The organism is Facklamia sp. P13064 (assembly GCF_050409425.1).
Taxonomy (GTDB): domain Bacteria; phylum Bacillota; class Bacilli; order Lactobacillales; family Aerococcaceae; genus Facklamia.
The window spans coordinates 56,974-69,326 of record NZ_JBNUPM010000010.1; the positions used below are offsets into that span (position 1 = coordinate 56,974).

A 12,353-nucleotide genomic window follows, 5' to 3' on the forward strand; every position below is an offset into this window, starting at 1 on the left:
GAGGCCGAAAATGAGGTGGGAAGATTTAAGACGAAGTAAAAATGTTGAAGACCGTCGAAGCCAAGGCGGAAGTTCTTTTGGCGGAGGAATGGGCTCAGGCCGTTCGGGTGGTATGAGTGGTAATCTCCTAATGATGTTATTGATGTCAAAAGGGAAATTTAAATGGATTTTGATAGGAATCTTGCTTATTTCCTTTTTTACAGGAGGATCTTCTTTGTTAGGAGGCGGGCAACCAACGAATCACAACTACGGTGATTCAGGTGTCGTTTTTGAAGATGCTAGTGAAAAGTCCGACTCTAACAATCAAATAACTGATGAAGAAGGAGAGTTTCTTTCAGTAGTATTAGCTAATACCGAAGATTTTTGGACTGAAAAGTTCGCTGAATATGATTTAACTTATAAAAGACCAAAATTAGTCCTTTACACAGAAGGAACAAATACTGGTGGATGTGGATTTGGCCAAAGTTCTGCAGGCCCCTTCTACTGTCCAGGTGACCAAGCTATCTATATAGATGTTAGTTTTTATCGTGAATTAGCTAATAAATATGGCGCTCCAGGAGACTTTGCGATGGCTTATGTTCTGGCTCATGAAGTGGGGCATCATGTCCAACAACAGCTAGGGACAATGGATGATTATCAGAAACTGGCTCAACAAAATCCAGGCGTTAAGAATGAATTAACGGTTCGCTTAGAATTGCAAGCAGATTATTATGCAGGAGCTTGGGCACGCTATGCTGATGAGCAAGGTATCTTAGATGAAGGAGACATTGAAGAAGCACTTCAAGCAGCCTTTTCAGTAGGGGATGATACTTTACAAAAAGAAACGATGGGGTATGTAGTTCCTGATTCCTTTACTCATGGAACATCTAAGCAAAGACAAGAATGGTTTGCTAGAGGCTATAAATATGCTGGTGATTTCCAAGAAGCAGATACCTTTAATGGTGATATTTAACAAAAAAGAACGCTTTATGAATTTTCATAAAGCGTTCTTTTTGTTCTAAAGCTTTTCTCTAAAGCTTTTCAAGCAATTTGTTGATAAATTTAAAGGTTCTTTCAGTTGAAGAAATCGAAAGTCTTTCATTAGGGCTATGCACGTCTTTCATCGTAGGGCCTACTGCAATCATTTCCATTTCAGGGAAAGTATCTGTAAAAACAGCCGGTTCAAGAGCAGCATGGACAACCTCAACTTTCATTTCTTTATTAAAAGTCTCTTTAAATGCTTCTAGGGCAGTCTCTCTAAGACTAGACTCTTTTGCAAATTCCCAAGCTTGATAATAATCTGCTTCAATCACATCAAATCCATTTTTTTGATAGATTTTTGTCACATTTTCAGTATGTTTATCAAAAGATTCAGGATTCGAACTTCTAAGGGAAATAGTGACTTTTAATTGACGATCTTGAATATCAAAGATAGCGAGATTGTTAGAACACTCAACAATATCAGGATATTCTTCCATCATACTATAGACACCGTGTGGGACTTCAGCGATAAATTGCTCAATATTTTCTTGGCTTTGTGCCGATAAGACCTCATCTATATTATCAATTTTTTTAATGGTTACTTGCATGTCTTTATCAAGAGGATATTTAGCGATTAAGTTTGTAAAATCAATGGAATAATCTTCTTCATCTGATGCAAATACTACTCTTGCATCGCGGGGTATCGCGTTATGTTTTGATCCGCCGACAATCGACACTAATTCATAGTCGGACACCTCTTTAATTAAGTTCATAGCCTGTAAGGCAAATTTAATGGCGTTTCCTCTTTTTTGGTGGATTTCCATTCCTGAATGTCCACCTAACATATTATTAATGGTTAATTCAAAAGTGTTTTTTAACTGGCGAGCTTGATATTTAAGTTTTTGCTTACCAATAAGGTTATGGCCACCAGAACAACCGGCCAGTAAGATGCCTTCTTCTTCTGCATCAATGTTAATTAATTTTTTGCCACGAATATTTTCTTTTTTTACAGCTCGTGCACCAGACATGGTGGTTTCCTCATCCGTAGTAACCAGCAATTCAAGAGCAGGGTGTTTAGCTTCTTTGTCTTCAATGATTGCTAGACCCATAGCTACTGCAATTCCATCATCTGCTCCTAAGGTTGTCCCTTTGGTTTTAACCCAATCCCCTTCTACTGCCAATGGAATAGGGTCTTTGGCAAAGTCGTGTTTTATGCCTTCTGCCTTTTCAGCCACCATATCCATATGTCCTTGAATGATGATTGGTTCATGATCCATATAGTCGGGATGGGCTGGCTTTCTAATAATAATATTATTAGCTTCATCTTGAATAGTTTCATAACCCAATTCTTTTCCTAAATGATACAGGTAGTCGCTAACTGCTTGTTCATTACCAGATTCTCTAGGTATTTTGGTTAACTCTTCAAAGTAGTGGAAGACTCGATTAGGTTGTAGATTTTCTAACAATTTAATTTCTCCTTTCATCTTAAGCGTCGACAAAATCAAACGCTATCAAATGGCTTCTAAGTTGATTATAAAACTAAAAAAAAGCAGATACAAAGGTTTTCAAAATTATTTTTAAAATTTTAGTCTTTTTAAATAATTTAAGCACATTAAATTGTGCTAGTACAAGAATTATGATTAGACGAAATTCTAAGCATTAGCTATAATAGAGAGAGAATGATAAAAGTCAGAAAGAAGGTGATTAGATGTCAGAAGAAGTAAAAATTTTTCGATCGCTTACACAAGAAGAAGTCACACAAAATCCATTACTTTTAGAAATTTTAGACTTAAATGGCGAACAGCTAACCTATTATTTTGAAGAAAAGTTTTTGGATAATCCGTTTATAGAGTTTGAATACCCTATTGAGCATAAGGTTTCCCAGATTTTACAAGAAAGAAGGCCTGCAGCTGATCCAGATATTGATATTCAAAGTCCAAGCTCTCCTCAAACATTAGAAACCTTCCTTTTCGAGCAGATTATGTTATATAGGCAAACACCGATTAGAGATGCTATGGTGCAAATGGTTCCCTTTTTAGATGAACGTGGCTATTTACCTTATAAATATGGAGAACTTGCAAAAAAACTACAAATAGACCCTATGATTGCCTTAGATGCCATTACTCTTTTTCAACAATTAGAGCCGACTGGGATTGGGGCTTATGATTTGAAAGAATGTCTAATGTTGCAAACAGACCAAGACCAACATTCGCCAAATCATGCCTATTTTTTATTAGAAAATTATTTTGCTGAATTATTAGAAGAAGATTATGCAGAGATTATGGAGCGTACAAACTTAACGCTAGCTGAAATCCAACAAATTGTTAATTATTACCATACATTGCGGACACGCCCATCTTCATTATATGAACGAATTGAGCGAATTAATTTGATTCCAGATGTTGAACTGCAACTCATGGGAGAAGAAATACAAATTCACATTAACCGTCAGTATTATCCACGGCTAATTTTTGATCAAGATTATTATGATGAAATGGAAGCTAAAAATAATACTGAGCTTCAAGAATATATCCAACCGCATAAGGAATTCTACCAGCAAATGTTATCAAGTATTCGCTCTAGAGAGAAATTGTTAATTGCAGTGACTAAGATTATCGTTCAATCTCAGCTGCAATATCTCAAAGGAGAAGACAAAAGCCCAACGCCTTTATTAATTAAAGACATTGCTCATCAGCTGCGCTTATCTGAGTCTATTGTCAGTCGCATTATTATCAATAAGAACCTCGCTTATGGAGAGAATGTGTCTCCACTTTCGGATTTTATTAATATTTCAGCAAAAGTCGGACGTAGTGGGTTGTCTGCTCTAAATATTCAAGCTTTTATTCAAGATGTTATAACAAAGCATGGCCAAGATGTTTCTGATCAAGAAATTATCGATCAACTGGCAGATAAAAAAATCATTATCAGTCATCGTTTAGTAGAGCGCTATCGTCAAAACATTCTAAAAAAGCAAGCAAAAGGATAAAGCATAAAGCCCCAGCCATTTAACAAATGGCTGGGACCTTATGCTTATTGCTGATAGAAAAAGAGTGAGTGTGTTGAATTGACCAGATGCATAGGAATAAGTTCCTTTGTTTGAGGACGATAATAAGCTAATAGCACTAATCGGTTTCCTACTTGTGTTAAAGCGTGGTTTATTAAACGTGTATCGTTATCACTGGCAATCTTTTCGGCTTCTTGGTAAGTTAAGGGTACGATGATGCGAGGAATAAAGATTGTTTCTCCATTGATTTGGAATTGGCTTTGATCAATAGAAACATCTAGTTGGCTTAAATCTTCCTCTGAATTAATTTGTGTAAGGATTTGATTCAAAGCCTTACTTGCTACTTTATTTTTATTAACTTGTTGCTCTTGATTTGTAAAATTATTTAGATAATAGCTTTCCATGGCTTGATTAATATCTTGAGGCACTTCATCTGGAAGTGTCAAATTAGGGAAATCAGAAGAAACGCTTAATTTCTCTTTTAAAAAGCGAGGGGCTGTATTGCTCTGTTTATTTTTTTCTGTTTGCTCCTTTTGGCTATCTTCTGATTCAAGGTTTTCAGTTGTTTGACTAGTTATTTGGTCTTGGGAGACAGCAGCCCATTCTGATTGTTCATTTTTCTCATTAGCGGTTGGTTCTTGAAAGTATTGGAAAATCTGACAGGCAGATAATAAAAGAGATGCAATCATAAGGCTAAGTATTTTTTTCATGAAATCATTCCTTTTTGTTTCGTTCCATCAGTGTATCAGAAAAATATGGATATTAGGTAACAAGTTGATAACAAATTACTAAATTAAATCCTAAAAAGAGTGTGACAACTTGGTCAAACAATGATAAAATCGATTAGAAATATAAGGACTTTTAATGCATTCCAGCGAGGATGCCAAAGTCTACTGAGTATTTTAAGTCCTTATTTTCAAATAAAGGGCTCTTTTTTATGCCTTCATATAAGGAGATTAAAATGGAAAATTCAAAAGATAAAATGACGCTATTGCTGCAACCTCACGAAAAGCCGGAGTTTACCAAAGGATTATTATTAAGTTTCCAACATGTTTTTGCTATGTTTGGAGCAACGATCTTAGTTCCCTTAATTTTAGGGCTATCTGTTTCAACTGCTTTGTTAGCAAGTGGGATAGGAACATTGATTTACCTTACTATAACAAAAGGGGAGGTGCCTGTTTATTTGGGATCCTCTTTTGCTTATATTGCTGCCATGGCTTTAGCAATGGAACAACTAGGTGGGGATGTTTCTGCAGCGCAAACTGGAATCATGATGGTCGGTTTATTTTACGTTGTGATTGCTGGAGTAATCAAGTATACCGGCACCGATTGGTTGAATAAAATATTACCACCGATTGTTATTGGGCCGATGATTATTGTTATCGGTTTAGGATTAGCTTCTTCTGCAGTAAATAATGCTGGCTTTGTATCGGGTGGGGATTGGCGAAACATTTTCGTTTCAGTAGGAACGCTACTCATTTCAGTTTACATGCAGATATTTGGTAAAGGCTTCTTTAAAGTAATTCCATTCTTAATCGCTATTATTGGCGGCTATCTTCTTTCGTTAATGGTTGGAATCGTTGATTATACTCCCGTAATAGAAGCTAGTTGGATTCGTTTGCCGGATTTATCCCTTCCATTTGCTACACCTGTTGCAAATTGGCAACAATATAAGTTTTATTTTGGACCAGAAGCCTGGGCGATTTTACCAATTGCTTTGGTTACCATTGCTGAGCATACAGGTGATCATGTGGTTCTTAGTGAAATTTGTGATCGTAATTTTTTATCAAAGCCAGGATTACACCGAACTTTAGCAGGAGATGGGTTAGCTACTTTCGTTTCAGCTTTAATTGGTGGTCCTGCAAACACAACTTATGGTGAAAACTCTGGTGTGATTGCTTTAACAAGAATTGCATCTGTTAGTGTCATTAGAAATGCAGCTTTTCTAGCTATTTTGATATCTTTCTTTGGCAAATTTAATGCTTTAGTGGCATCAATACCTTCCGCAGTATTGGGAGGAATGTCGATTCTATTGTATGGTGTGATTGCTAGTAATGGTCTGAAGGTATTAATAAAAGATCACACTGACTTTTCACAATCTAGAAATTTAATTATTGCTTCAGCTATGTTGGTTATCGGATTGGGGGGAGCTGTTTTAGATTTGGGAGGCTCATTTGTTGTTTCCGGAACAGCCTTAAGTGCACTGGTAGGAATTACTTTGAATGCTATGTTACCTGAATTAAAATAAAAAATAATTAAGCATTTAGAATTTTGATGTGAACCCATAAACACGAACAATAATATTAAAATTAATTATGCGGCCTGCAACCTATATTCAATAGGTGAAAGGCCGTTTAATTTTTCTTTTAGCCTATGATGGTTATACCAATAAATAGATCTTTTTATTTCTTCAGCTAATTCATCTATACTATCATACTTAATCGCATAAAATATTTCTTGTTTTAGAAGCCCAAAGAAGTTTTCCATAGGCGAATTGTCTAGACAATTAGCTCGTCTTGACATACTTTGTTTTATAGTGTTATCTTCAAGGATTTTTACCCATGACTTAGGTTGATAATGAAATCCTTGATCTGTATGAACTATTAAATGGTGATCTTGTGGAAGTTTCTTTACAGCATCTTCTAAGGACTTATTGGTAAAATATACAGTAGGTGATATATTTAAATGATATGATATTATTTCACAGTTAAACAAATCCATTATTGGTGATAGTTATAACCTGTTTTCAGAAGATTTAACTTTAAGTTTTGTTATATCACTCACCCATACTTCATTAGCTTTTTCTACTTTGAAGTTTCTATTTAATTTGTTATCTGCTATCCTACCTATTTCTCCTCTATATGAGCTATATTTCATTGTTCTTATGTGGAAATTTTTACATAGAAGTTTACTAACTTTCATGATTCTTAATACTCTTTTATGGTTAACTCTATCTCGCTTTTCTTTCCATTCGTAGAAAGACGTTCTTGGTAGTTTTGCTATATCAAGCCATATTTTTAACTTAATATCCGGTTTAACTAGCCTATTTCAAGTACTATTTTTGTCTTTTTTTGTTTGAGATTTTTTCTTTTGAATTAAGTCATCTAACTTTTTTAGATAGAGTATTTCTGCTTCAAGATATTCATTTCTTTGCCTTAGCTCTATTAATTCTTCTCTTTGATTTTTTTAACTTCTTAATTTCATTTGATTTATCGGTGTTTTTAGACATAGTCGTATCCCCATTCTTTATAGGTTTTCCTTCATTAGCATTGAATCTTTCAAAACCTTCTTGTTTATATTTTCTTTTCCAATTAGCAATTATTGAAGGATTATTAATTTTAAAGTACTCTGCTGTTTCTCTATAGGATAGTTCATTGTATTGCCTATATTTTATTACAGATTTTTTTAATTCTCCGCTGTATTTAGTTTTAGACATAGATTTTCTAAGTCCTTTTTCTCCATACATTTTATCTTGTCTTATCCAATTAGAAACGTTTGAAGCTTTGACTCCAGACCTTCTTGAAAGAAATTTTCTTTCATATCCTTCTTCGATTTCTCTTACTAACTATAATATAAATTCAAAATTATATTTTGCCATACAACCCCCCTAAATCCTTGTTCGGGTTTAAGGGGTCAGTACATTTCTAAATGTTTTTTAATTTAAGTATCAGGACTGGGAAATTTTCATCTAAAAGTTACTAAAATAGAAAACCAAAGGAAGTTTTGATAGAATACTGTTTATAGTGTTTGAACTTTAAAGGAGGAATTCAATGTACCCCTACGGTTTTTATTTTGATTCAACATATATTTTAATACTAATAGGTATGGCTATTGTAATGTATGCTCAATGGAAGGTTAAATCAACCTTTGCTAAATACAGCGAATTAATGAGTGAGCGTAATATAAGTGGACAAGAAGCCGCGGAATTAATTCTGCAAGCAAATCAAATTCAAGATGTGAGAGTTGAAAGAGTAGCTGGGAACTTAACAGACCACTACAGTCCCAAAGAGAAAATCTTAAGATTATCGGAAGCTACTTATAGCAACAGCTCTGTAGCAGCGGTAGCAGTTGCAGCTCACGAGTGTGGTCATGCCGTGCAAGATGCTAAGAACTACCAATTTCTAAAATTAAGATCAGCTTTAGTTCCCGTATCACAATTTGGCTCAATGATTGGTATGCCAATTATCATTTTGGGTTTTCTTTTCCAAATGATAGGATTGGTAACAATTGGTATCATTGCACTATCAACGGCTTTATTATTTCAAATAGTAACTTTACCAGTTGAACTAGATGCAAGTAAACGGGCTTTAATTTCTTTGGAACAGCTAGATATCTTCACTCAAGGGGAGTTGCCCGCTGCTCGTAAAGTTTTGAATGCAGCAGCCTTTACTTATATAGCGGCTACTTTTTCAACGGCTTTACAAATTTTAAGGCTAATAATTTTATCTAATCGCTCGCGTAGGAATTAAGGCATAGATGGAGGCGAATTATGGATTTATGGAAGAAATTTAAGACTAGTCCTTTAAATCTTAACTTAGCACTTGATCTATTAAGGCAAGCAGATCAGGAAGTGGAAAAGATGGAGCCCATTCGCATTTTACTCGCTGGTAAAACGGGATCGGGAAAATCCACTCTTGTGAACGCTCTTTTTAGAGAAAATATTGCTTCAACAGGAGTAGGTCTTCCAGTGACTCAAAAGGTCCAGAAAATAACTAAAAAAGGCTTACCACTAGTTATCTATGATACTAAAGGATTAGAGTTACATTCAAAGTCGCAAGATGAAAGTATCCAACACTTACTTCATTTAGTAAAGGACGCTAAAAAAGGCGATGCGGTAGAGCCTATTCACTTGGTTTACTATTGTATCCATGCGACGATGGCAAGAATTGAACCGCAAGAAATTACCCTAATTGCAATGCTGGCTCAAGAACTGCCGGTTATTGTGGTCTTAACACAAGCAATTGGTGAGGATATTAAAGGCTTTAAAGATTCTGTTAAAAAAGCAGTCCCTCAAGTCAAAGTGGTTATTCCTGTTTTAGCCAAAGACTTTGAATTAGCAGGTGGCCAAAAAATTAAAGCTTATGGCTTAGAAGAGTTGACTAAACATAGTTATGAGTTTGTTCCGGAAGAGGTAGAGAAGGCTTTTATTAATGCCCAACGAGTAGACTTGGCTTTAAAAATAGCTCAATCTAGAAGTTGGGCAAACAAGTATATGAAAACAACTTTTGGAATTGGTCTAACCCCCTTACCGATTGCTGACTCAGCTCTTTTAGTTCCTATCCAAATTACAATGCTAGCTCACATTACTAGTATATTCGGCTTGTCTATCGATAAAAAACAAATTGTTAGTATGATGGCTGGGGTAGGAGGGACAGGTTTAGCGAGTATGGTGGGTAAGTACCTAGCTTCGTCAGCTGCTAAATGGGTGCCAGGAGTGGGATCAGTTACAGGAGGAATGGTTAATGGTTTTACTGCCTCAACTGTTACTCTAGCATTAGCTTATTCATACATTGAAATACTAAAGCAGATAACGCTTGCAGAGAACCAAGGGAAACAGTTATTACCTAAGGAGATAACAGCTTTGATGCGCAAGACATTTGGTCAGGAGCTCGAAACAATCAGTCATCGATTTCCCGACAAGGTCAAAGATTCATTACCAGAATGGATGACTAACAGTTTAGATCAATACGAGTAATATCAATTTAGCGGTTTGCCTTCTTAATAGAGGACTTACCGCTTTTTTAGTGAATTATATCTTAAAATTTACCTTGACAAACTTCTAGTAGGAAGATACTATACATAAAGATATATGTAACTATTACTATTTAAATGGAGGGTAAAATAATATGAATAAACTAATGAAAATAATAGCTACTATCTTTTTAAGTCTAGCGATGGTAGGTCATACAACTTTTAAAATTGTTTCTGCACAAGATAGGCCAAAAGTTATGGCCACTTTTTATCCAGTGTACTTTTTGGCTTCAGAAATAGCAGGAGATAAAATGGAGGTTTCTATGCTACTAGATGCCAATCAAGATGCTCACGCTTATGAAGCAAGTGCACAAGCTGCAATTAAAGTTCAAGAAAGTGATCTATTTATTTATCAAGATGATGAAATGGAATTTTTTATAAAGGATTTAATGTCTTTAGTTGATTTAGATACTACCAAAGTTTTAGAATCAACCGACGGCATTGATTTGTTATCCGGTGATGGTGAAGAGCACGATCATGAAGGTGAAGAGCACGATCATGAAGGTGAAGAGCACGATCATGAAGGTGAAGAGCATGGTCACGAAGGACACGTTCATGAATTTGACCCTCATACCTGGTTAGACCCAATGGTTTATAGTCAACAAGCCAAAAACATTAAAGAGGCAATGATAGAAATAGATCCTGATAATCAGAAGGTCTATGAAGAGAACTGTAAGGCTTTGGTTGAAAAACTTGAAGCATTAAATACAGAATTTCAGACTAAATTAAAAGATTTAGAAAATAAAACCATCGTGGTTCAACATAAAGCTTTTAGCTATTTAGCTCAGGCCTATGGTTTAGAGCAAATTTCAATTGGAGGACTTTCTTCAGATCAAGAACCTTCAGCCAAACAAATTGCTGAAATGCAAAAGCTATTAGCAGAAAAACAAGTGAACAAAATCTATGTTGATCCTGCTATTGATTCTAAGATTGCTCAAACAGTAGCAAGCTCTACTAAAGCAGAATTACTGCCCTTAAGAACTTTGGAATTAGTTTCTGAGGAAGAGGCAGCAGCAGGGGAAAACTATTTTACATTAATGCGTAAAAATCTTGAACAACTACTTCAAAATTAGAAACTAGTGTAAGGAGGCCAAAAATGAAGGTGTTATCCGTTAAAAACTTGTCTTTTTATTATGAAGAAGAAAAAGTTTTGAATAATATCACTTTTGATATCGCATCCGGAGAATTTGTTATTTTAACGGGAGAAAATGGAGCGGCTAAGTCAACGTTAGTTAAAAATATTATCGGTCTGTTAAAGCCAGCAACAGGAGAAATAAGTATTGCCAAAAAAAATAAAGCAGGAGATAAGCTATCGTTGGGTTATGTTGCACAAAACATTTCCGCCTTTAATTCAGGCTTCCCTAGCACGGTTCAGCGCTTTGTAGAGTCGGGTCGTTACAGTCAAAATAGATGGTTTAAATCTTTAGATGCTGAAGATTATGAACACGTTGATCGTGCCCTTGAAGCAGTGGGTATGGCGAATATGCGAGATAAATTAATCGGGCAACTTTCAGGCGGCCAAAAACAGCGGATTATTTTAGCGCGCGTTTTTGCATTGGATCCAGATTTATATGTTTTAGATGAACCGACAAACGGTATGGATAGCCAATCACGCCGAAAGTTCTATCAACTTTTGCAACATCTTACCAAGCATCATGGTAAATCCATCATGATGGTGACACATGCTGATGATGAAATTGAAGGCTTCTATGATCGTGAAATTCGCTTAATTAGAGAGGAGGGTTCTCCTTGGAGATGTTTCAGTATGACTTCATCCAACGCGCCTTTATAGCAGGATTAGCCATGTCCTTTATAACACCTATTTTAGGTCTCTTCCTCATTCTCAGAAGGCAATCTTTAATGGCAGATACCTTATCTCATATTTCTTTAGCTGGAGTTGCTTTAGGAATTATACTAGGTATCCAACCTACATACTCGACCATAGTGATTGTTGTGATTGCTTCACTGGGAATTGAGTATCTTAGAACGGTGTATAGACATTTCACTGAAATATCTGTGGCTTTAATGATGTCCACTGGTATGGCTTTAGCCTTGTTTCTTCTAAGCTTTAATTCCAATAGTGGTGTATTTAAAGTAGACCAATATCTGTTTGGATCGATTATCTTAATTCAAGATCAAGAGGTTTATTTATTAATTGGACTAGCGCTGGTGATTTTATGCTTATATCTAATTTTTAGAAAACCACTTTATATTATATCTTTTGATGAAGCTACTGCTAAAACAGCAGGACTGCCGGTTCGTTTTATTTCAACTTGTTTTTCAATTTTAACAGGGGTTGCTATTTCCATTATGATGCCAATTGTTGGTGTTTTATTAGTATCAGCATTAATTGTGATTCCTTCTTCAACAGCTATTAGACTTTCTAGGTCCTTTGAACAAGCAATAGCGATTGGTTTTGTGATAAACATCGTGGGAATTTACTTGGGATTATTCGCTTCCTACAGATTAGACACCCCTCCTGGAGCATCTATTACTTTAATATTTATTTTGATATTCGTTTTAGTAGCTGTTGTTCAAAGCCTACAAAGATACTTACGCAAACATAAGCATTGATAATTTTTAAGGGGCTGTATCATAAGTCCATTTTTGCTATAACCTTTAAAATAAGACCCGAGAT

The 12,353-nt window shown here is 35.4% G+C and carries 12 protein-coding genes; 8 read left to right on the forward strand and 4 right to left on the reverse strand.

The window, feature by feature from the left end; genetic code table 11:
* Positions 1-10: 10 nt before the first annotated feature.
* Positions 11-952 (forward strand): KPN_02809 family neutral zinc metallopeptidase, encoded by a 942-nt coding sequence (gene ypfJ, locus ACQV2S_RS05660; protein WP_428875244.1) that lies wholly within the window; start codon positions 11-13, stop codon positions 950-952.
* A 58-nt stretch (positions 953-1,010) separates the two neighbouring features.
* Here the strand turns inward: ypfJ and pepD are convergent, their stop codons facing one another.
* Positions 1,011-2,426 carry a beta-Ala-His dipeptidase gene (gene pepD / locus ACQV2S_RS05665; protein WP_428875245.1) on the reverse strand — a complete coding sequence of 472 codons (1,416 nt, stop codon included), beginning with the start codon at positions 2,424-2,426 and terminating at the stop codon, positions 1,011-1,013.
* Between the two features lie 242 nt (positions 2,427-2,668).
* Here pepD and ACQV2S_RS05670 point away from each other — a divergent pair, with 242 nt between their 5' ends.
* Positions 2,669-3,946: an RNA polymerase subunit sigma-54 gene (locus ACQV2S_RS05670; protein WP_428885154.1), complete on the forward strand. Its 1,278-nt coding sequence runs from the start codon at positions 2,669-2,671 to the stop codon at positions 3,944-3,946.
* Between the two features lie 44 nt (positions 3,947-3,990).
* Here ACQV2S_RS05670 and ACQV2S_RS05675 read toward each other — a convergent pair whose 3' ends face one another.
* Positions 3,991-4,674 (reverse strand): hypothetical protein, encoded by a 684-nt coding sequence (locus ACQV2S_RS05675; RefSeq protein WP_428885156.1) that lies wholly within the window; start codon positions 4,672-4,674, stop codon positions 3,991-3,993.
* 227 nt (positions 4,675-4,901) lie between these two features.
* Here ACQV2S_RS05675 and ACQV2S_RS05680 point away from each other — a divergent pair, with 227 nt between their 5' ends.
* The gene (locus ACQV2S_RS05680) at positions 4,902-6,212 is read left to right on the forward strand and encodes a uracil-xanthine permease family protein (protein ID WP_428881986.1); all 1,311 of its coding nucleotides are present in this window, start codon (positions 4,902-4,904) and stop codon (positions 6,210-6,212) included.
* Positions 6,213-6,277: 65 nt separating this feature from the next.
* Here the strand turns inward: ACQV2S_RS05680 and ACQV2S_RS05685 are convergent, their stop codons facing one another.
* Positions 6,278-6,685 carry a transposase gene (locus ACQV2S_RS05685; protein WP_428875430.1) on the reverse strand — a complete coding sequence of 136 codons (408 nt, stop codon included), beginning with the start codon at positions 6,683-6,685 and terminating at the stop codon, positions 6,278-6,280.
* Between the two features lie 421 nt (positions 6,686-7,106).
* Positions 7,107-7,430, reverse strand: a complete 324-nt coding sequence (locus ACQV2S_RS05690; RefSeq protein ID WP_428885158.1) for a helix-turn-helix domain-containing protein — start codon at positions 7,428-7,430, stop codon at positions 7,107-7,109.
* Positions 7,431-7,734: 304 nt separating this feature from the next.
* On the opposite strand from ACQV2S_RS05690, the gene ACQV2S_RS05695 reads away from it, so the two are divergent.
* From ACQV2S_RS05695 to ACQV2S_RS05715, 5 genes are all read left to right on the forward strand, one after another.
* A complete protein-coding gene (locus tag ACQV2S_RS05695) occupies positions 7,735-8,433 on the forward strand; it encodes a zinc metallopeptidase (RefSeq protein WP_428885160.1) in 699 nt (232 codons plus the stop codon).
* Between the two features lie 20 nt (positions 8,434-8,453).
* The gene (locus ACQV2S_RS05700; RefSeq protein WP_428885162.1) at positions 8,454-9,659 is read left to right on the forward strand and encodes a YcjF family protein; all 1,206 of its coding nucleotides are present in this window, start codon (positions 8,454-8,456) and stop codon (positions 9,657-9,659) included.
* Positions 9,660-9,810: 151 nt separating this feature from the next.
* Entirely contained in the window at positions 9,811-10,788 is a 978-nt protein-coding gene (locus ACQV2S_RS05705) for a metal ABC transporter solute-binding protein, Zn/Mn family (protein ID WP_428881989.1), read from the forward strand.
* 23 nt (positions 10,789-10,811) lie between these two features.
* Positions 10,812-11,507: a metal ABC transporter ATP-binding protein gene (locus ACQV2S_RS05710; RefSeq protein ID WP_428876081.1), complete on the forward strand. Its 696-nt coding sequence runs from the start codon at positions 10,812-10,814 to the stop codon at positions 11,505-11,507.
* Positions 11,465-12,289 (forward strand): metal ABC transporter permease, encoded by an 825-nt coding sequence (locus ACQV2S_RS05715; protein WP_428873159.1) that lies wholly within the window; start codon positions 11,465-11,467, stop codon positions 12,287-12,289. The genes ACQV2S_RS05710 and ACQV2S_RS05715 overlap by 43 nt, the downstream gene beginning before the upstream one ends.
* The last annotated feature ends 64 nt before the right edge of the window (positions 12,290-12,353 follow it).

Coding starts and splice junctions, on each gene's coding strand:
- ypfJ (WP_428875244.1), top strand. CDS start 11: ATGAGGTGGGAAGATTTAAGACGAAGTAAAAATGTTGAAGACCGTCGA.
- ACQV2S_RS05670 (WP_428885154.1), top strand. CDS start 2,669: ATGTCAGAAGAAGTAAAAATTTTTCGATCGCTTACACAAGAAGAAGTC.
- ACQV2S_RS05675 (WP_428885156.1), bottom strand. CDS start 4,674: ATGAAAAAAATACTTAGCCTTATGATTGCATCTCTTTTATTATCTGCC.
- ACQV2S_RS05680 (WP_428881986.1), top strand. CDS start 4,902: ATGCCTTCATATAAGGAGATTAAAATGGAAAATTCAAAAGATAAAATG.
- ACQV2S_RS05685 (WP_428875430.1), bottom strand. CDS start 6,685: ATGGATTTGTTTAACTGTGAAATAATATCATATCATTTAAATATATCA.
- ACQV2S_RS05690 (WP_428885158.1), bottom strand. CDS start 7,430: ATGTATGGAGAAAAAGGACTTAGAAAATCTATGTCTAAAACTAAATAC.
- ACQV2S_RS05695 (WP_428885160.1), top strand. CDS start 7,735: ATGTACCCCTACGGTTTTTATTTTGATTCAACATATATTTTAATACTA.
- ACQV2S_RS05700 (WP_428885162.1), top strand. CDS start 8,454: ATGGATTTATGGAAGAAATTTAAGACTAGTCCTTTAAATCTTAACTTA.
- ACQV2S_RS05705 (WP_428881989.1), top strand. CDS start 9,811: ATGAATAAACTAATGAAAATAATAGCTACTATCTTTTTAAGTCTAGCG.
- ACQV2S_RS05710 (WP_428876081.1), top strand. CDS start 10,812: ATGAAGGTGTTATCCGTTAAAAACTTGTCTTTTTATTATGAAGAAGAA.